Raw genomic sequence first — 21,378 nt, forward strand, 5'->3', positions numbered from 1 at the left:
AAATGAAAAATATGAATGAAAGGAGCAATTTTGTTTTTGAGTTTCGACCGGTAACAGAATTGTTCGAAAAACAGGTGAAGCTTCATCCTGAAAAATGTGCGGTTGTCTCCGGCAAGGAGAGCTTTACCTATGCACAGCTCAATGAACGGGCCAACAGAATTGCCAATTCCCTTGTGGAAAAAGGTGTCAGGCGAGAGATCATCGTAGGTGTGGTTCTTGAGAGATGCTGTGATTTCTATGCAGTGCGACAGGGTATCCTGAAATCCGGAGGAGCCTTTGCAGTTGCTACGCCGGATTATCCGGATGACAGAATCCAGTACATTTTTGAAGACTCAGGAGCTCCTTTTATTATCACAACCAAGGAAATCGCAGAGGAACGAAAGGAACTGTTTGCAAAGCTTCCCTGCACAATACTGCTTCTGGAGGAACTGCTTGAAAATGAGAATACGGACAATCCCCAGGTAAAAATCGGAGAGCATGACCTCTGTTATTGTATCTATACTTCCGGTTCCACAGGCAAACCAAAGGGTGTTCTGATCGAGCATATCAACCTTTCTAACTTTGTAAATCCAGATCCGAAAAATGCAGAAACATATGGCTATGTAAGCAGAGGAAGTGTGTCTCTTTCTATGGCAGCCATGACCTTTGACGTATCTGTGCTGGAGGAATTTCTGCCTCTGACGAACGGAATGACTGCAGTGATCGCCTCTGATGAGGAAATTCTGAACCCTCTTATGCTGGGCGAACTGATACTCAAAAATAAAGTAGACATTATGACCACAACCCCTACTTATCTGTCCAATATGATCGATCTGCCTCAGCTTGAAAAAGCAGTTTCTCAGATTAAGGTATTTGATGTAGGTGCAGAGGCTTTTCCGCCGGCTCTGTATGACAAGATCCGCAGAGTAAATCCGGATGCCTACATTATGAACGGTTATGGACCTACAGAAACTACTATCAGCTGTACTATGAAGGTGATCACTGACAGTAAAAATATTACCATCGGTGTCCCTAACGGTAATGTTAAGGTCTATATTGTGGACAAGGAGAACCACGTTGTTCCTGACGGCGAGACAGGAGAGCTTGTGATCGCAGGCCTTGGAGTGGGCAGAGGCTATATGAATCTGCCGGAAAAGACAGCAGCTGTCTTTATTGACCTGAACGGAGAGAGAGCCTACAAAACCGGTGACCTTGCAAGAATCAGTCCTGAAGGTGAGATTGAGTTTTTCGGAAGAATGGATAACCAGATTAAACTTCGCGGACTGAGAATTGAGCTTGGGGAGATTGAAGAGGTAATCAATTCTTATGAGGGAATTATTACCAGCATTACCGTACCTGTGGATAATAAGTATCTCTGCTGTTATTTTATTGCAGACCGTGAGATCAGTCCTGAGGAGCTTTCTGATTATGCTGCAGAATCCCTGGCATATTATATGGTTCCTGAAGTATTTATCCAGCTGGAGAAAATGCCCATAACCCAGAACGGTAAGATTGACAAAAAAGCACTTCCAAAACCGGTTGCCCAGCCAAAGAACCTGAAAGAGCCTGAGACCGTAATGCAGAAGAAGATTTTCCACATCGTTGCAAAGGTTGTAGAGAATGACTTCTTCGGTATTGACACAAACTTTTATAAGGCAGGCCTGTCTTCCATAAGTGCCATGAAGCTGTGTATTCTCATCTCCGATGAATTCGGAGTTACAGTGAAAACCAGTGACCTCCACGAAAACAATACAGTGGAGAAGCTGGAAAAATATATTATGCTGGCACCTAAAATCAGAACCTATGAAAAAAGAGAGGTTTATCCTCTTACAGGTTCCCAGAAGGGAATTTTTGCAGAGTGTATGAAAAATCCAGAAAGCACTGTATATAATATTCCTTTCCTCTTTGATCTGGAGCCTGCCATTGATGTACAGAAGCTTTCAGATGCCATTACCAGTACAGTAAGTGCACATTCCTATCTGCTCACAAGGGTGTATCTGAATGACAGAGGTGAAATGGTACAGAAGCCTTACAATGAAACCTTTGTACCTGAGGTGATCCAGACCACAAATGAGCAGTTTGAGGAACTGAAGGCTCAGCTTGTGCGCCCCTTTAAGCTTGAAAAGGGATGTCTGCTCAGAGCAGCGATCTATATTACTGAAGACAGGAAATATCTCTTTACAGACTTCCATCATATTCTTGCAGACGGTAACTCCTATGATATTATTTTTGAAGATATCAACCGTGCCTATATGGGTGAGAAGCTGAAAAAGGAATCCTATACTGGCTTTGATGCTGCACTGGATGAAGAGCAGCAAATGAAAGAGGGTAAATATAAGAAGGCTGAGAAATACTATGACAGTATTTTTGAGGGAGTCGAGACAGAATCCCTTCCTCTTCCTGACAGAAACGGTGAGATCCCTGAGAGAGGTTATCTGTCAAAAGAGATGGACACAAGGGAATCTGTGATCCTTTCCGCCTGCGAAAAGCTGGGTGTTACTCCTAATATTTTATTTACAGGTCTGTTCGGCGTTCTCATGACCAGATACTCCAATTCTGATGACAGTCTTTTTGCCACCATCTATAACGGTCGAAATGACTCCAGACTTGAGAATACCGTTTGTATGCTTGTAAAGACCCTGCCTGTTTATTGCTCCTGTGATCCAAAGGCTACCATACAGACCTATATGACAGAGCTTTCCGAACAGCTTCTGTCCTCCATGGCCAATGATATTTTCCCATTCTCTGACATCTGTGCAAAATACGGTTTCAGTTCTGACCTTGTTTTTGCATATCAGGCAGAGCTCAGTGACGATTATCCCATCGGTGATACCATTGCCAGAGGCCATGATCTTTCCCCGGATATGTCTAAAATGCCTTTACTTATCCAGGTGAGAGAGTATGACCACAAATATGTACTGACTGCAGAATACCGCAGCGATAAGTACAGTGAGGAGTTTGTAAAGGGAATTCTGGATGCCTATGAGGCAGCAATGGATTCCATGCTGAAGGCAAAATATATTTCTGAAATTTCCATTTTGTCCGGAAATGCTGCAGATAAAATCGCAGGGTTTAATCACACTGCCCATGAATATGACAGAAGCCAAACCATCTCTGATATGTTTGACGAAATGGTGGAGACCATTCCGGATCATACTGCAGTTGTATTTAAAGACAGAAAATTTACCTATAAAGAACTGGATGAGATCAGCGACAGACTTGGAAAATATATTGTATCCCAGGGCATCGGCACTGAGGATGTTGTATCTATCCTGATCCCACGCTGTGAATATATGGCCATTGCACCTATGGGCGTGATCAAGGCCGGAGCAGCTTATCAGCCTCTGGACCCCACTTACCCCAAGGATCGTCTCATGTACATGCTGGAGGATTCTGCTGCCAAGCTTCTCATCGCAGACAGAGAGCTTTTACATCTGGTGGACGGCTATCAGGGACCTGTGTTATTTACAGATGAGATCCCGGGACTTGCAGACACAGAAGCCAAACTTCAGAAACCGCAGTTACATGACCTGTTTATCCTTCTCTATACCTCAGGTTCCACAGGTGTGCCAAAGGGCTGTATGATTGAATATGGAAATATTACTGCATTCTGCCGCTGGTACAGAAAGTATTATGGTATAGATTCTGATTCCAGGATAGCGGCTTATGCGTCCTTTGGTTTTGATGCTTCTATGATGGATATATACGGAGCCATTACAAACGGTGCACAGCTTCATATTATTCCGGAAGAGATCCGTCTGGATTTCCTTGGACTTCAGAGTTATTTTGATGAGAACGGCATTACCCATTCCTTTATGACCACACAGGTAGGAAGACAATTTGCACTTGAGATGGAATGCAAGAGCCTGAAATACCTTTCCGTAGGAGGAGAGAAGCTTGTTCCCTGTGAACCGCCAAAGGGTTATACCTTTATAAATGCTTATGGCCCTACAGAGACTACCATTTTCATTACTTTGTTTAAGGTAGATAAGTATTATCCTAATGTTCCTATCGGAAAAGCACTGGATAATGCCAAGCTTTATATTGCAGACAAGTTCGGACATATGCTTCCCCCAGGTGCATGCGGAGAGCTGATGATCACCGGATGGCAGGTTTCAAGAGGATACCTTAATAAGCCAGAGAAAACAGCGGAAGTTTACACAAAGAATATTTACGATGATACTCCGGGTTATGAGGTAATGTACCACTCCGGTGATGTGGCCAGATATCTTCCTGACGGAAATATCCAGATCATTGGCAGAAAGGATTCCCAGGTTAAGATCAGAGGCTTCCGAATTGAGCTTTCAGAAGTGGAAGAAGTGATCAGAAGATATCCTGGTATCAAGGATGCCACTGTGGTTGCTTTTGATGAGCAGGGTGGCGGCAAATATATTGCTGCATATGTGGTATCTGACAGCGAAGTAGATATTCATGCTTTAAATAACTTTATCAAGGAGACAAAGCCTCCATATATGGTTCCTGCTGTTACCATGCAGATTGATAAAATCCCGCTGAACCAGAACCAGAAGGTAAACAAGAGGGCTCTCCCAATGCCTGAGAGAAAGGCAGCAGAGATCATCAAACCACAAAACGAAGTGCAGCAGAAATTATTTGACTGCATTGCAGAGGTTCTGGGTTATACAGAATTTGGAATCACCACAGATATTTATGAGGCAGGACTGACCTCTATTACAGCCATCCGGCTGAATATCCTGATCTCAAAGGCCTTTGACATTGTTGTGAAAACATCGGATGTAAAGAATCATCCGACCATCCAGATGCTGGAGGACTTTGTAAAAACTGCAGGCAAGGAGACAAAGAGGGAAGTACAGGAAAGTTATCCTCTCACCAACACACAGGAGGGAATTTTCATTGAATGTACTGCAAATATGGGTTCAACCATCTACAATATCCCTTATCTGCTGAAACTTGATAAAAAGGTAGATCTGGATAAACTTGCAGCAGCCATTGACAGTACAGTGGAAGCCCATCCTTATCTGAAAACAAAGCTTTTCATGGACGATAATGGCAATGTGCTTCAGAAACGGAATGATGATCTTGTATACAAAACACAGATCATAAACGGAATGAATAAAGAGACACTGGTCCGTCCGTACATGCTGTTTAATGAGAAGCTTTTCCGGTTTGAGATCTACAGAACCTGTGAAGGTAATTATCTGTTCCTTGACCTTCATCATATTGTTGCTGACGGTACCTCCCTTGCCATTATCATGAATGACATTAACAGGGCCTACAGCGGTGAGAAGCTGGAACCGGAGACCTATACCTCCTATGATCTTGCTCTGGACAACAGGGATGCCCTTGCCGGAGATATTTATAAAAACGCAGAAAGCTATTACAGATCTGTATTTGAGAGCGCAGGAGGAAGCATCAGCTTCTATCCGGATAAAAGCGGAGCAGTTCCCACAGCTGAGCTTTACCGCAGGGAAACAGCAGAAATCTCCGTACAGGGTGTAAGAGAATTCTGCAAAAAACATGGAATTACGGAGAACGTATTCTTTATTTCTGCCTTTGGTATTACATTGGGCAAATATAACTTTAAGAAGGAAGCTGTATTTACCACCATTTACCACGGAAGAAATGATTCCAGACTTTCGGAAACAGTGGGTATGCTTGTAAAAACTCTTCCTGTTTACTGTAATTTTGCAGGAAGCACAGAGCAGTGTCTCACTGAGGTTCAGAAACAGCTGATCAATTCCATGAACAATGATATTTATCCGTTCTCACAGATCAGTCATGAGTTTAATATTAAGGCAGATGCCATGGTTGTGTACCAGGGTGATAATTTTGAATTTGATAATGTGGGCGGAGAATATGCACAGGAAGAGCCTGTCCGCCTGAATATGGCAAAAGCCCCGGTATCTATCAGTATCTCCATTGAGAAGAATAAATTTGTCTTTGACATTGAATACAGAGGCGATATGTACCAGGAAGAAACCATAAAATATCTGGCAGATAATCTGGAGCTTATTGCTGAGGGACTCCTGAATGAATGTGACCCTGCAGATATCAGACTGATGTTTGAGGAAGAAACAGAAATGGAGAATATTCCTGAACATGCAGGAAAGACCTTTGTGGATCTGTTCCGGGAGGCAGCAGCAAAATATCCGGACAGACCGGCTGTAAGGGATGAATTTGGTGACTTTACTTACAGAGAACTGGATAAAATGTCTGACTACGTTGCACAGAGGCTTACGGAAAATGGATTTGGTCCCGAGCAGGCAACCGGTATCCTGTGTGGCAGGACAAAGGAATATGCCATCGCTTATGTAGGTGTTATGAAAGCAGGCGGAGCCTATGTTCCTCTGGATCCGGAATACCCCCAGAGCAGAATTGAGTACATGTTAACGGATTCAGGAGCAGAGAATCTTCTTGTGATCGATCAGTACAGAGATCTGGTAAATTTTTATAAGGGAAATGTGATCAGTCTGGATTCTGTGGAAGCAGAAACAAAGGATTTTGAACTTACTGCCAAGCTTACCGCTCCCAAGCCTGAGAATCTTGCGTATATGATCTATACCTCAGGATCCACAGGAAAGCCGAAAGGTGTTATGCTGGAACACAGAAACCTGATGAACCTGATCGAATATATCACACAGGACAGAGGCCTTACACCGGATGACATTACTGCAGAGTTTGCAAGCTTCTGCTTTGATGCGTCAGTGATCGATCTCTTTGCTCCTCTTACTGCAGGTGCGACCTTATACATTTTACCTGAGGGTATCCGAAAGGATGCAATCGCCATAAGCAAATATATAAAAGAAGCAGGAGTCACCACAGTAACCTTCCCTACACAGATGGGTGAACTGGTGGCAGAGCTTCTGGAGGATGCACCGGCTCTTCGATATGTTACACTGGGCGGAGAGAAATTCAAGCATTACAGAAACCGTACCTATCAGATGATCAATGGCTACGGTCCTACAGAAAATACAGTATCTTCCACAGAGTTCAGGGTAGATAAGCAGTATGATAATATTCCAATCGGAAAATCCCAGAGAAATGTCCGCAGTTACATTGTGGATGAGGCTCTGAACAGACTTCCGGTAGGAGCTTCCGGCGAGCTTTGCCACGCAGGACGTCAGATCGCAAGAGGATATCATAATCTTCCGGAAAAGACTGCCTCTGTATTTGTGGAGAATCCATTCTCCGTATGCCAGGAGGACAGAAGACTTTACAGAACCGGTGATATGGTCCGCATGAAGGGTGACGGAAATATTGAATACATAGGCAGAATTGACTCCCAGGTAAAGATAAGGGGATACCGTGTTGAACTTGGTGAGATCGAGGGAGCCCTTCTTAAACATGAGCTGGTACAGAATGCAGCAGTTACAGTGATCGAAAAGAGCGGAAACAAATATATTACTGCTTATTATACAGGGGAAAGCATTCCGGATGAAGAATTAAAAACCTTCCTGGAGCCGCTGCTTCCGGATTACATGATGCCATCCTTCTTTGTTTACCTTGAGGCAATGCCGGTAACACCAGGAGGTAAGATTGACAAAAAAGCATTGCCAATGCCGGAGATAACCACAAATACTGCCAGCTATGTAGAGCCGGTTACTGCAGCTCAGAGAACACTTTGTGAGATTTTTGAGAAAGCGCTGGGAATCGAAAGGGTAGGTATTGAAGACAACTTCTTTGAGCTTGGAGGATCTTCTCTTACTGCATCCAAGGTTGCTGTTATGTGTCTCTCAAAGAATATTTCACTGGTATATGCGGATATTTTCAAATATCCTACTGTACGGGAGCTGGCAGCTCTGATTGATAATGACGGAATTACAGAGACGGCCCAGAGTAAGAACGAATTTTCAGATTATAACTATAACAAGATCCAGAACGTGATCAGTGCAAATACTGACGAAAATGCAGACAGGGTCACAAAGGAAGAGCTGGGAGATATTATGATCACAGGTGCCACAGGTTTCCTGGGAATCCATGTTCTCAAGGCGTTCCTTGACAATTATGACGGCAAGGTTTACTGTCTGGTGCGCAAGGGCAAATATGAATCACCGGAAAAACGAATGATGAATATGCTGATGTACTATTTCGACAATCCATGCAAGGAACTGTTTGAAAATCGTATTATCTGTGTAGATGGGGATATTACTTCCAAAGAACAGGTGGCAGGATTCTCAGCATACAAATTTAGTACCATCGTTAACTGTGCTGCCTGCGTAAAGCATTTCGCAGCAGATGATGTGCTGGAAAGAATTAACGTGCAGGGTGTGGAAAATCTTATTGATTTCTGTAAGAATAACGGCCGCAGGCTGATCCAGATTTCCACAGTTTCTGTTGCAGGAGAAGGTTCTGACGGTGTTCCGCCAATGTCCAGAGTTTTCTGTGAGAATGACCTGTACATCGGACAGAATATTACCAACGAATATATCCGCACCAAATTCCTGGCAGAAAGAGCAGTTCTGGAAGCAGTATCTGAGGGGCTGGACGGTAAAGTAGTACGTGTAGGTAATTTGATGAGCCGAAACTCTGACGGTGAGTTCCAGATCAATTTCATTACCAACGGATTCCTTCGCAGCCTGAGAGGTTATACAGCTGTAGGCAAATTCCCAATGGGAGGCATGCATGAGGTGGCAGAATTTTCACCTATTGATTCCACTGCACTGGCAGTTCTGAGACTGGCACAGACAGACCGGAGATTTACTGTATTCCATGCCTGCAACAGCCACCATATTTATATGGCAGACCTGATCTATGCAATGCGTAATTATGGATTTAAGATTGATATTGTAAGAGATGAAGAATTTGAGGCAGCAGTAAAAGAATTTGCAAAGACCGGACAGGACTCCGATGCGGTTTCCGGACTGATTGCCTATACCTCACATAATGAAAATGAGATTTACACCATTGATTACAGCAACCGGTTTACAGCACAGGTTCTGTACAGACTGGATTATAAATGGCCGGTTACAGATGACAGATATCTGGAAAATGCAATTGCAGCACTTGACAGACTTACATTTTTTGATTAATACAAAAAGGAGATAATTACAATGGAAATTATTACAAAAACAGAAGGTAACAAAGCAACTATGGAAATCAGCGGATGGCTTGACACCCAGACAGCTCCTCAGTTAGGAGAAGCACTGTCCGGACTTGATGACAGCATTACAAGTCTGGTCTTTGATTTTGCAAAGCTGGAGTATATTTCATCTGCAGGCTTACGTCAGGTGATCGTAGCTTACAAAAAAATGGCCCAAAAGGATGGATTTAAGATCATCAATGTTTCTGATGAAGTTTATGATGTGTTCAGCCTTACCGGATTTGACAGCAAGATCGATATTCAGAAAAAGTAACCGCAAAACCTGTTACAGGCTGCAGATTTTCTGCAGTCTGTAATGAAAAATGGGTTACCCAAAAACGGTAACCGGATAGGAGGGCCTATGGGGATACCTGCTGCCACACAACAGGAACAATATCTGGAACTATCCTGTAATTTAGCGGAACTTAAAAAAATAAAAGAATGTATTTTTCAGATAGCCTGCAAAAGTAACCAGGAAATCAATAAGAAAATTTATCTTGCCTGCGAGGAGATCTTTGTGAATATTGTCAGCTATTCCGGCGCAGATCATGCCCGGTTTTTCTGCAGCAGAAATGCAGATAAGATAACTGTTATTTTCACAGATAACGGAAGGCTTTTTAATCCCCTTGAAAGCAGGCCGGAAAAAGATTTTAATGATTTCGATGAAGGCGGGATGGGGATCATGCTTGTAAAGGAGCTGTGTTCTGCCATCAGCTACAGCAATACTGACGGAAAAAACAATCTCAGGATGGAATTTACAGATCACTGATATGCTAAAATTATACAGAATCAATATTAATCATTTTAAAGATCCTCTGGAGGATAAAAGGCTCCTGCAGCTGGTAGACGACAGCCGCAGGCAAAAAGTCCTCCGGTATCTGATGCCTGAGGACAGAAAGAGAAGTCTGGGTGCAGGGATCATTATCCGAAAGATCCTCAACGAGAACGGTCTTTGTGAAGACTGTCTGAAGTATTCAGAAAATGGAAAGCCTGTTGCGGATAATGTTTTTTTTAATATTTCCCATGGAGGGGATTATATTGTGGGAGTGGCCTCAGACTGTGAGGTCGGATGCGATATTGAGAAGAATGGGAATGCTCCCCTTGAGGTTGCAGAGCGCTACTTCTATTTGTCGGAGCTTGAATATATAAGATCTGCAGCTGATAAAAGCAGGGCTTTTTTTACCCTCTGGACTTTAAAGGAAAGCTATATGAAGATGACAGGACGGGGAATGAGCCTTTCCCTGGATTCCTTTGAGGTTGTTCCCCAAGGAGAAGAATTTATCCTGGGAAAATCTGTGGAAAAAGGATGCTTTTTCAAAACTGCAGAGTTTGACAGTCATATTTTTTCCGTCAGCAGAGAATTACCTTTTACTTTCGATCCGATGGATTTTCATGAGATTCTTCTGTAGAAGGGAGTTATCATCTAATTGCCGGCTTCCGATGATTACGTATATGAAAGGGATAACGGTAATCAGAATCTTCTTGAACTTTTCTCTTGAATGTGTATATAATAGGAATACTATGGTGTCTAAGTCTGGTCTTGCATATCCAGACACCTGGTATTCCTGTTTTTTTGGATATGTACTTTATTTCGAAAGGAACGCAATGAGAAAATTAGCATTAAGTGATGAAATTTTAATGAAGGTTGACAAGGCTGCCCGTTACATCGGTGGTGAAGTCAACTCTGTAATGAAAGATAAGAATGACGTAGATATCCGCTTTGCCATGTGCTTCCCGGATGTTTATGAGATCGGTATGTCTAATCTGGGCATGATGATCCTCTACAACATGTTTAATGAGCGTGAAGATGTCTGGTGTGAGCGTGTCTTTTCTCCGTGGATGGATCTGGATAAGATTATGCGTGAGGAACATATTCCTCTCTTTGCCCTGGAATCCCAGGAGCCTGTAAAGGAGTTTGATTTCCTTGGTATTACTCTTGGATATGAGATGTGTTATACCAATGTACTTCAGGTACTGGATTTGAGTCGTGTTTCACTTCTGGCAAAGGATCGTAAGGAAGATGACCCTATCGTTATCGGCGGCGGTGCCTGTGCATATAATCCGGAACCCATCGCAGAATTTTTTGATATGTTTTATATTGGTGAGGGTGAGACTGTCTATGATGCTCTGTTTGATGCCTATAAGGCAAACAAGACAGCAGGCGGCTCCAGAGCAGACTTCCTGTTTGCAGCTTCCCAGATTCCCGGAATCTATGTTCCCTCTTTATACAATGTAACCTACAAAGAGGATGGCACCATTGCTTCCTTTACACCGGCAAAGGAAGGCGTACCTGAAAAAGTCTGTAAGCAGCTGATCACCGATGTCACTAAGGATTACCGCGCAATCAAAGCTCCTGTTGTACCTTTTATCAAAGCAACCCAGGACCGTGTTACCCTGGAGATTCAGCGTGGCTGTATCCGCGGTTGCCGTTTCTGCCAGGCAGGTATGATTTATCGCCCTACTAGAGAGCGTAATGTAGAGGATTTAAAGGCAAGTGCCAGAGAAATGCTTCAGAATACAGGACATGAGGAGATTTCCTTAAGTTCTCTAAGCTCCAGTGATTACTCTGAGCTGAAGGAACTGGTAAACTTCCTGATCGAAGAATTTCATGGCAATGCTGTCAATATCTCTCTGCCATCCCTGCGTATCGATGCTTTTGCCCTGGATGTTATGAGCAAGGTACAGGATGTAAAGAAGAGCAGCCTTACCTTCGCACCGGAAGCAGGCTCCCAGCGTCTGCGTAATGTTATCAACAAAGGTCTGACAGAGGAAGTGATTCTTCACGGTGCAGGAGAAGCATTTAAGGGCGGATGGAACCAGGTAAAGCTTTATTTTATGCTTGGCCTTCCTACAGAAACAGAGGAAGATATGAAGGGAATCGCCCATCTTGCCCAAAAGATCGCTGAAACCTATTATGAGGAAGTTCCAAAAGAACAGAGGAAAGGTAAGGTACAGGTAAATGTAAGTACTTCATTTTTTGTACCAAAGCCATTCACTCCATTCCAGTGGGCAGGCATGTACAGAGAGGAAGATTTCGTAGAGAAAGCAAAGGTCGTAAAAAACGAAATCCGCGCACAGGTAAACCAGAGAAGTATCCGCTACAGCTGGCATGAGCCGGATGTTACGATCCTGGAGGGCTTCCTTGCAAGAGGTGACCGCCGCTGTGCACAGGTGATCCTGAAAGCTTATGAGAAGGGTGCAATCTATGATGCCTGGTCAGAAAGCTTTGATTATCATATATGGAAAGAAGCTTTTGCAGAAACCAATACAGACATTGATTTCTATACACTCCGGGAACGTTCTACAGAGGAGATCCTTCCATGGGATTTCATTGATGCGGGAGTGACCAAAAAATTCCTGATCCATGAATGGGAACAGGCAAAGAAAGAAACTGTAACACCAAACTGCCGTCAGAAATGTTCCGGCTGTGGTGCTATGCGTTATGGCGGAGGTGTATGTTATGAAGGTAAGAATTAAATTCAGCAAAGAGGGTCCTGTTAAATTTGTGGGACATCTGGATACCATGCGTTATTTCCAGAAAGCCATCCGCAGGGCGAATCTTCCTGTTGCTTTTTCCGGAGGTTTCAGTCCTCACATGATCATGTCCTTTGCAGCACCTCTGGGTGTTGGTACTGAGAGTCTGGGAGAGTACTTCGATCTGGAGCTGGCAGAAACTGTTCCTACTTCAGAGATTACCAGACGTCTGGACGCCGTGATGGTGGAAGGTGTCCGTGTGATCAGTACCCGTCAGGTAGAAGATGGCAAAGCAGGTAAGGCCATGTCTCTGGTAGCTGCTGCCGATTATTATGTAGAATTCCGTCCGGGCAAAGAACCGGAGATTTCCTGGAAGGATAAGATTAATGATTTCCTGGCACAGCCGGAGATCAAGGTTATGAAAAAAACCAAACGCAGTGAAAAGGAAATAGATATCCGTCCCTTTATTTATAAAATGGAACTTCAGGGAGACAAGATCTTTATGATGCTTGCTTCTGCAAGTGCCAATTATACAAAGCCGGAACTTGTAACTGATACCTTTTTCGCATGGCTCGGTGCAGAGCTTCCGGACTTTGCCTACACTATTAAACGTCTGGAAGTATATGCAGATAAGGGTACAGAGGATAACCACAAATTCGTTACTCTGGAATCATTAGGAGAAGAAGTTGAATAAGCTTATTATTACGAAAATGGAAATCTGCCAGGTTCCCTGTTATGTATGTGCCCGGGAAGAGGATGGCAGGATCATGGAGCTTCGCTTTGAACCCATAGATCATAAATCTGCCCTGGGAAACATTTATGTAGGACAGGTAGAAAATATTGCGGCCAACATCGGAGCTGCTTTTGTTCAGATTTCTGCAGGGGAACGCTGTTATCTGCAGCTGTCTGATGTTCAGGATGCCATCTATGCCTCTGTCAAAAAGGAAAACAGGCCTATAAAACCGGGAGATGAAATTCTGGTTCAGATCAACAGAGAAGCTATGAAGGGAAAGCTTCCTGCTGTGACTACCAATCTGAATTTTACAGGAAAATATCTGGTTCTCACCACAGGAGATAAGAAATTTGGACTTTCCAATAAGCTTTCCAATGATGACCGAAGCAGACTCAGCAAATGGATGGAAGAAGAGATTCACCGTCCGGATAAGGAATATGGTCTTATCGTGCGTACCAATGCAGCAGATGCATCCAAGGAAGAGCTTCTGCGGGAGCTGGAATATCTTAAATCACTGTACCGAAAAGTAGCTGTAGCCGGAAAATCCCGTACCTGCTTTAGCTGTATTTATAAAACAGAACCCATTTATATTTCTGCAGTCAGGGACATTAACAGCCGAAGCCTGGAAGAGATTCTGACAGATGTACCGGAGATTTTTCAGGAAATTTCCGGTTATCTGAAGGAAAACAGCCCGGAAGAAACAACCAAAATCCGTCTTTATGAGGATAAACTGCTTCCTTTATATAAGCTTCATCGTCTGGAGACTGCTTTGGAAGAGATCAGACACGAAAAGGTCTGGCTGAAAAGCGGGGGATTCCTGGTAATACAACAGACTGAGGCTTTTGTATCTATTGATGTAAACAGCGGAAAATTCACTGGCAGAAAGAAAATGCAGGAGACTTACCGTAAGATTAATCTGGAGGCAGCAGGTGAAATTGCCAGACAGCTGCAGCTTCGCAATCTGTCCGGCCTTATACTGATTGATTTTATTAATATGGAAAATCCGGATCATCAGGATGAACTGTTCCATGTTCTGCAGAAGCATCTGCGGCGGGATCCTGTAAAAGCAAAGGCTGTGGATATCACACCTCTGCATATTCTGGAAATGACCAGAAAAAAGGTGCGCAAACCTGTAATAGAAGAGCTCAGGGAATTACGATAAGCAGAAGTCTTTGTTTCTGGTTTGCAATAATATGATTATGTAAATCTATTTTTTGCAAAAAATATAAAAAAGAAATATTAAAAAAAGGAAAAAACATATTGACAAATCATTTTTTGTTCGATATTATTAACGAGATGCCGCACAGAGAGGTTTAAGTGCCATAAGGCCACCATATCTGGCGAGTAAAGATTATAGGAGGTGCCACAGATGTACGCAATTATTGCAACAGGTGGTAAACAGTACAAAGTTGCTGAAGGCGACGTAATCAGAGTTGAGAAACTCGGTGTTGAAGCTGGTGAAACCGTTACTTTTGATAATGTTATTGCAGTAAGCAATGACGGATTCAAAGCAGGTGAGGATGTTAAAGGTGCCAGTGTTACCGCTACTGTAGTTGAGAATGGTAAAGCAAAGAAAGTTATCGTTTACAAGTACAAGAGAAAAACTGGATATCACAAGAAAAACGGTCACAGACAGCAGTACACTAAAGTAAAAATCGAAAAGATTAACGGTTAATCTGGTGTCATTATGATTACAATTACAGTTAAGAAGAGAAAAGGTACTTATCTGGAACTGATATCAAAGGGACATGCAGGATATGCAGAGGAAGGACAGGATATTGTCTGTGCCGCTGTATCTGTGCTGATCATCAACACAGTGAATTCCCTGGAGGCTTTTACAGACGATAAGTTTGAAGCCAAAGAGAATGATGGTTATGTTTCTATTCGATTTACAGCTCCGGTTACGGAGAAGGGTAAACTTCTCATGGATTCCCTTATCCTCGGATTAACAGAAATTGAGCATAGTTATAACAATCGATATTTGACAGTAAAAGTCAAGGAGGTGTAACAACATGATGAAAATGAACCTTCAGTTATTCGCACATAAAAAGGGAGTTGGTTCTACAAAGAACGGTCGTGACTCCGAATCTAAGAGATTAGGTGCGAAGAGAGCAGACGGACAGTTTGTAAAAGCTGGAAATATTCTTTACAGACAGCGCGGAACTAAGATCCATGCTGGTGAAAACGTAGGATGCGGTAAAGATTATACTTTATTCGCACTCAAAGACGGCGTTGTAAGATTTACCAGAAAAGGACGCGATAAGAAACAGGTTTCTATCGTTCCAGTAGAAGCAGAATAATCTGGTTAGGCGAGAGGCTTCAAATCTGTCAGGGTTTGAAGCCTTTCTTTAAATTTAAAAGATGAGGTGTGTCAAATGTTTGCAGACAGAGCGAAAATTTTTATCCGCTCCGGTAAAGGCGGCGACGGCCATGTAAGTTTCCGCAGAGAATTATATGTTCCCAATGGCGGACCTGACGGCGGTGACGGCGGCCGTGGCGGAGATGTCATATTTGAGGTAGACGAAGGCCAGAACACCCTTGGCGACTACCGACACAAAAGAAAATATAAAGCTCAGGACGGTGAAGAAGGCGGCAAAAAGCGCTGCCACGGTGCCGACGGAGCAGATGTGGTATTAAAGGTTCCGGAAGGAACTGTGATCATGGACGCTGCATCCGGTAAGGTAATTGCAGATATGTCCGGTGAAAATAAAAGGCAGATCGTATTAAAGGGCGGCAGAGGCGGCAAAGGAAACCAGCACTATGCCACAGCGACCATGCAGGTTCCAAAGTATGCACAGCCCGGACAGCCGGCCCAGGAGTTAGAGGTCCTTCTGGAACTGAAGGTAATTGCTGATGTTGGACTGGTAGGATTTCCAAATGTAGGAAAATCCACCTTTCTTTCCAGAGTCACCAATGCTCAGCCTAAAATTGCCAATTATCATTTCACCACCCTGAGTCCGAATCTGGGTGTAGTAGATACAGAAAACGGTGGCTTTGTCATCGCAGATATTCCCGGACTGATCGAGGGTGCATCTGAGGGTGTAGGGCTTGGCCATGAATTCCTGCGCCATATTGAGCGTACCCGGGTAATCATCCATATTGTAGATGCAGCTTCCACAGAGGGACGTGATCCTATTGACGATATTTACAAGATCAATAAAGAGCTGGAAGCCTATAATCCTGAAATTGCTTCCAGACCCCAGGTGATCGCAGCGAACAAAATCGACTGTATTTTTACAGAAGATGGGGAAGAAAGCCCCATTGATAAGCTGAAAAAAGAATTTGAACCAAAGGGTATTCAGGTATATGCCATTTCCGCTGTCAGCGGTCAGGGTGTACGTGAGCTCCTCTTCCATGTAAAAGAACTGCTGGATAACTGTAAGCAGGAACCTATCGTATTTGAACAGGAATTTTTCCCGGAAGATATGCTTATGTCCGAGAACCTTCCTTATACAGTGGAGCAGGATGCCGAGGATCCTACCATCTTTATTGTAGAAGGACCAAAGATCGAAAAGATGCTTGGTTATACAAATCTGGATTCCGAAAAAGGCTTTGCTTTCTTCCAGCGTTTTCTTAAGGAAGGCGGTATTCTGGACGAACTTGAAAAGGCAGGCATCCAGGAGGGAGATACCGTCCGTATGTACGGATTTGACTTTGACTATTATAAATAAGTTTTTCAAACAGAGGACATTAAAATATGATAACAAGTAAGCAAAGAGCATATTTAAAGGGTCTGGCAATGACTATGGACCCAATCCTTCAGCTTGGCAAGGGAGGACTTACTCCTGAGAACACTGCTTCTGTAGATGAAGCACTTGCAGCGAGAGAGCTGATCAAGATCAATGTTCTTCAGAATTGCCTGGAAGATTCCAGACAGATGGCTGAGACTCTTGCAGAGCGTACCCGTTCTCAGGTGGTACAGGTGATTGGCAGAAAAATCGTACTGTACCGTGAAGGAAAAGACGACAAAAAGAAAATTGTATTGCCAAAGAAATAATAAATGGAGAATTTTATGTCTGACAGCAGAAAAAGAGTAGGAATTATGGGCGGCACCTTTGATCCCATACATCTGGGTCATCTGATCCTTGGGGAAAAAGCCTATGAACAACTCCATCTGGACAAGGTTCTTTTTATGCCCAGCGGAAACCCGCCCCACAAAAGGAACCGACAGGGAAGGGCCACAGATGATCAGCGTGTGGAAATGGTCAGGAAGGCAATCTGTGGGAATCCGCATTTTGAGCTTTCCCTGACAGAAATGCATGAAAATGGTTATACTTATACCTATCATACCCTGGAGATGATGAAAAAGCTGAATCCGGATACAGATTATTATTTCATTATCGGAGCTGATTCTCTCTATGATTTTGACTCCTGGATGAAGCCTGACAGGATCTGTCAGAACTGTATCCTGGTAGTAGCTGTCAGAAACCATACCTCAGTTGCGGAGCTGGACAGAGAAATGGAACGTCTTTCCCTTAAATATAAGGGGACATTTCTAAGACTGGATACTATGAATATTGATATCTCCAGCGAAACTATCCGCGACTGGATCAAAGAGAAAAAAAGCATTCGATATTATGTGGCGGATCAGGTGATTTCTTATATTGAAGAAAATCATATTTACAGTCCGGTCAAAGAGAAAGGATGATTTTCCAATGGCAGAATACGACTTTATAAAAATGGAGAAGAAGCTTGCCAAATATCTGGATGAAGACCGTTACGCCCACACCATGGGAGTAATGTACACCTGCGCAGCACTGGCTATGGTACACGGCTGTGATCTGACCCAGGCACAGACTGCAGGCCTTCTTCATGATTGCGCAAAATGCATTCCAAATAAAAAGAAATTAAAAATGTGCAGCCAGCACAAGATTCCGGTAACTGAATTCGAACAGACCCACCCCTTTCTGCTCCATGCAAAGCTGGGAGCCTATGTGGCAAAAGCAAAGTACGGGGTGACTGACCAGGAGATCCTTTCTTCTATCACTTGGCATACCACAGGAAAACCGGATATGACCTTGCTGGAAAAAATTGTATATATTGCAGATTATATTGAGCCTAAACGTGACAAGGCGCCAAATCTGGACTTTGTCCGTAAACTGGCTTTTCAGGATCTGGATGAATGCATGTATGAAATCCTGAAGGATTCTCTTGCCTACCTGGAGGAGAATCCCAAGGATGTTGACACTACAACCAAGGAAGCCTTCTTGTATTATAAAGATTTGCATATAAAGAGAGCTTCCCAGACAGAAAAGGAGATCAACTGATGAGCAGAGAACTGGAAATGGCAAAGCTTGCCTGCCGCGCTCTTGACGAGAAAAAGGGGAAGGATATTAAGGTGATTGATATCCATGAAGTATCTGTGATCGCAGATTATTTTGTAATTGCCAGCGCTTCCAACCAGAATCAGGTACAGGCAATGGTAGATAATGTAGATGAGACTCTGGGCAGAGCCGGATTTGAGGCAAAACAGATTGAGGGAACCCGCAATTCCAGCTGGGTACTTATGGATTACGGCGATATGATCGTTCATGTATTTGACGAAGAAAACCGTCTTTTCTACGATCTGGAAAGAATCTGGAGAGATGGAAAGGAACTGGATATCAGCCAATTTCTGGAGAAATAAAAAGCAGGAGATATACCCACAGAACTCTGTGGCTGTATATCTCCTTTTTTCATAAATAAAATAACCTTATTTGTAAAGTCTGAACACTCCAAACACCTTGCCCAGAATCTCCAGTCCCTCATGGATCAGGATAGGATCCATAGTATCATTCTCCGGCTGAAGACGATAGTAGCCTTTTTCCTTGTAAAAAGTCTTCACTGTAGCTCCGTCCTCCATCAGTGCCACCACAATATCCCCGCTTTCTGCAGTAGACTGCTTGCGGACGAGAACCTGGTCTCCGTCAAATATTCCGGCATTTATCATACTTTCGCCTTTTACCTTCAGCATGAAGCTCTGCTCATTTGGCATAAACTCTGCAGGAACAGGAAAATATCCCTCAATATTCTCCACCGCAAGAAGAGGCTGTCCGGCAGCCACAGTACCCACGATCGGTACATTTACCACCTCACGACGTACCAGATTGAAATTGTCATCAATGATCTCTATAGCACGGGGTTTGGTAGCATCTCTGCGGATGTATCCGTTTTTCTCCAGAGCTTCCAGATGTGAATGCACGGAGGAGGTTGACTTAAGGCCTACTGCCTCACAGATTTCACGTACTGCCGGAGGAAAGCCTCTGTTCAGGATTTCATTTTTGATATAATCAAGAATCTCCTGCTGTTTCTGTGTAATTCTGCCATATGCCATAACGGTTGTACCTCCCGAATCTTTTATAATTTATAATTATAACACATCCTGTACTTAAACGCAAACGGATATTCGGAAAATACGTTCGTTACTGTTCTCTTCGTTCACAGTAACGTAGCCAAAATTCATTCCTGATTGCCTACGGCAATGGAATTTTGGCTTGCATGTCTCGGGATTTTGGCATATTCATGCCAAAACGCCTCGCGGGATAGTGGTGTGTGAACAGCAACATACGTTCTACTCTTGTTTTTATATAGATATGATGTTACAATATTTTGGAATGAATTTTTTAAAGGAGGCAGCCCTTTGCCTGATAATCATAAAAAACAAAAAAAAGCGCCGGGAATCCTTGCCAGATTCAGCAAAATATTTGGCCTGAATATCGGAACCATTATGTTTGGAGTACTGTTTGTATATATGGCTTTCAGTGGAATTCTGTATCTGACTACTCCCCATATAGAATCCTACCAGGTAACCTCCGGCCCCTTATCAAGAAATGAAACCTATACCGGTCTTGCAGTGAGGGAAGAATCTGTCTGCAAGGCTTCCTCATCCGGATATATCACCTATTATGCCAGAGAGGGGAGTAAGATCAATGCAAACGGAGCTGTATACGGAATCAGCAGCACGAAATCCGCTTCCTCCACCTCCCAGCTTTCCCAGGATGAGCTTTCCAGTATAAGAAATGATATGATGAGCTTTTCCAAAAGCTTTAATTCCAGTAAATTTAACAATACCTACAGTTTCAAATATGATCTGAAGGGAAATATCCTTCAGTATGCAGAAAGCGCAGCTTCTACAGCACCTCTGACCTCTGATGAAAGGGATACAGACCAGGATTCATCCGATAACACCGCAGACACTGCGGAACAGGTCACCAGCTATGTAGGAGATGAATCTATAAACAAGGCAGAATCTGACGGGATCATCCTGTACTCTGTGGATAATTATGAGGGCAAAACTGTAGATACTGTCACTGCAGAGGACTTTGACCAGAATTCCTACCATGAAACAGATTTAAAAACTTCAGATTCTGTTAAGTCAGGAGATGATATTTACACAATCATTACTGATGAACGCTGGAGTCTTTTAATCCCCTTAAGTGACAAACAGGCAGAGAAATTAAAGGATCGGTCTGCCATCCGTGTAAAGTTTCTGAAGGATGATATGACTCAGACCGGTGATTTTTCTATTATTACCATTGATGGCGGCAAATACGGACAGATTGATTTCAGCAAGGGACTGATCCGTTATGCATCTGACCGTTTTCTGGATATTGAGCTTGTAACCAATACAGTGGTAGGATTAAAGATTCCCCTTTCCTCCATTGTGACCAAGGACTTCTATGTGATCCCGGACAAGATGGCAGCTACTGATCCCAAAACCGGCAATACAGGTTTTATAATGGAAGAGAAGACAAAATCAGGAAAAAATGCTTCTGTCTTTAAGGATGTAAGTATTTATGCAAAAATTGAGGATCCGGTCACAGATCAGACAAAGGAATTCTCGGAAACCACCTATACCTATTATGTAGACAAAAGCGCTTTCAAAGAAGGTGATGCCATTGTAAATCAGGAAACAGGTGAACGCTATATCATAGGAGAAACAGATACTCTGGAAGGTGTGTACTGCATTAATAAAGGCTATGCTGTTTTCCGCCGTATTGAGGTACTTGACCAGAATGAGGAATACGCTATTGTTTCCAGAAATACCACCTATGGTCTCTATAGATATGATCATATCGTAAAAAACGCAGATAAAGTAAAAGAAGAAGATATTTTGTATTAAAGCCATTAACTTAAAAATAAGAGGAGGCAGTAA

Annotated in this window: 17 protein-coding genes; 16 read left to right on the top strand and 1 reads right to left on the bottom strand. The window is 43.1% G+C overall.

What is annotated here, in order from left to right:
• The first annotated feature begins 2 nt into the window (after positions 1–2).
• From ACTNC6_RS10140 to rsfS, 15 genes are all read left to right on the top strand, one after another.
• Positions 3–8,987 carry an amino acid adenylation domain-containing protein gene (locus ACTNC6_RS10140; RefSeq protein WP_441044006.1) on the top strand — a complete coding sequence of 2,995 codons (8,985 nt, stop codon included), beginning with the start codon at positions 3–5 and terminating at the stop codon, positions 8,985–8,987.
• Positions 8,988–9,008: 21 nt separating this feature from the next.
• A complete protein-coding gene (locus ACTNC6_RS10145) occupies positions 9,009–9,311 on the top strand; it encodes an STAS domain-containing protein (RefSeq protein ID WP_173743927.1) in 303 nt (100 codons plus the stop codon).
• Positions 9,312–9,398: 87 nt separating this feature from the next.
• Positions 9,399–9,806, top strand: a complete 408-nt coding sequence (locus ACTNC6_RS10150) for an ATP-binding protein (RefSeq protein ID WP_441044007.1) — start codon at positions 9,399–9,401, stop codon at positions 9,804–9,806.
• A gap of 1 nt (position 9,807) precedes the next feature.
• Positions 9,808–10,446: a 4'-phosphopantetheinyl transferase family protein gene (locus tag ACTNC6_RS10155; RefSeq protein ID WP_441044008.1), complete on the top strand. Its 639-nt coding sequence runs from the start codon at positions 9,808–9,810 to the stop codon at positions 10,444–10,446.
• A gap of 196 nt (positions 10,447–10,642) precedes the next feature.
• Positions 10,643–12,514 (top strand): TIGR03960 family B12-binding radical SAM protein, encoded by a 1,872-nt coding sequence (locus ACTNC6_RS10160; RefSeq protein ID WP_441044009.1) that lies wholly within the window; start codon positions 10,643–10,645, stop codon positions 12,512–12,514.
• Positions 12,498–13,205 (top strand): TIGR03936 family radical SAM-associated protein, encoded by a 708-nt coding sequence (locus tag ACTNC6_RS10165; protein WP_173743931.1) that lies wholly within the window; start codon positions 12,498–12,500, stop codon positions 13,203–13,205. Before ACTNC6_RS10160 ends, ACTNC6_RS10165 begins: the two co-directional genes overlap by 17 nt.
• The gene (locus tag ACTNC6_RS10170; protein WP_441044010.1) at positions 13,198–14,406 is read left to right on the top strand and encodes a ribonuclease E/G; all 1,209 of its coding nucleotides are present in this window, start codon (positions 13,198–13,200) and stop codon (positions 14,404–14,406) included. Before ACTNC6_RS10165 ends, ACTNC6_RS10170 begins: the two co-directional genes overlap by 8 nt.
• Before the next feature lie 207 nt (positions 14,407–14,613).
• On the top strand, positions 14,614–14,919 hold the full coding sequence (gene rplU / locus ACTNC6_RS10175; RefSeq protein ID WP_019161701.1) for a 50S ribosomal protein L21: 306 nt from the start codon (positions 14,614–14,616) through the stop codon (positions 14,917–14,919).
• Positions 14,920–14,931: 12 nt separating this feature from the next.
• A complete protein-coding gene (locus tag ACTNC6_RS10180; RefSeq protein WP_441044011.1) occupies positions 14,932–15,252 on the top strand; it encodes a ribosomal-processing cysteine protease Prp in 321 nt (106 codons plus the stop codon).
• 4 nt (positions 15,253–15,256) lie between these two features.
• The gene (gene rpmA, locus ACTNC6_RS10185; protein ID WP_008703124.1) at positions 15,257–15,544 is read left to right on the top strand and encodes a 50S ribosomal protein L27; all 288 of its coding nucleotides are present in this window, start codon (positions 15,257–15,259) and stop codon (positions 15,542–15,544) included.
• Between the two features lie 75 nt (positions 15,545–15,619).
• Positions 15,620–16,915 (top strand): GTPase ObgE, encoded by a 1,296-nt coding sequence (obgE, locus tag ACTNC6_RS10190; RefSeq protein ID WP_019161699.1) that lies wholly within the window; start codon positions 15,620–15,622, stop codon positions 16,913–16,915.
• A gap of 29 nt (positions 16,916–16,944) precedes the next feature.
• Positions 16,945–17,241, top strand: a complete 297-nt coding sequence (yhbY, locus tag ACTNC6_RS10195; RefSeq protein ID WP_026076968.1) for a ribosome assembly RNA-binding protein YhbY — start codon at positions 16,945–16,947, stop codon at positions 17,239–17,241.
• A gap of 15 nt (positions 17,242–17,256) precedes the next feature.
• Positions 17,257–17,892, top strand: coding sequence for a nicotinate-nucleotide adenylyltransferase (nadD, locus tag ACTNC6_RS10200; RefSeq protein WP_441044012.1), 636 nt, complete (start codon positions 17,257–17,259; stop codon positions 17,890–17,892).
• A 7-nt stretch (positions 17,893–17,899) separates the two neighbouring features.
• The gene (yqeK, locus tag ACTNC6_RS10205; protein WP_173743933.1) at positions 17,900–18,511 is read left to right on the top strand and encodes a bis(5'-nucleosyl)-tetraphosphatase (symmetrical) YqeK; all 612 of its coding nucleotides are present in this window, start codon (positions 17,900–17,902) and stop codon (positions 18,509–18,511) included.
• Positions 18,511–18,870 (top strand): ribosome silencing factor, encoded by a 360-nt coding sequence (rsfS, locus tag ACTNC6_RS10210; RefSeq protein ID WP_173743934.1) that lies wholly within the window; start codon positions 18,511–18,513, stop codon positions 18,868–18,870. Before yqeK ends, rsfS begins: the two co-directional genes overlap by 1 nt.
• Before the next feature lie 66 nt (positions 18,871–18,936).
• Here the strand turns inward: rsfS and lexA are convergent, their stop codons facing one another.
• On the bottom strand, positions 18,937–19,557 hold the full coding sequence (gene lexA, locus ACTNC6_RS10215; RefSeq protein ID WP_019161694.1) for a transcriptional repressor LexA: 621 nt from the start codon (positions 19,555–19,557) through the stop codon (positions 18,937–18,939).
• Between the two features lie 306 nt (positions 19,558–19,863).
• Between lexA and ACTNC6_RS10220 the strand changes: the two genes are divergently transcribed.
• Positions 19,864–21,345, top strand: coding sequence for an HlyD family efflux transporter periplasmic adaptor subunit (locus ACTNC6_RS10220; RefSeq protein WP_441044013.1), 1,482 nt, complete (start codon positions 19,864–19,866; stop codon positions 21,343–21,345).
• The last annotated feature ends 33 nt before the right edge of the window (positions 21,346–21,378 follow it).

Source organism: Blautia sp. HCP3S3_C4 (assembly GCF_052064095.1).
Taxonomy (GTDB): domain Bacteria; phylum Bacillota; class Clostridia; order Lachnospirales; family Lachnospiraceae; genus Blautia_A.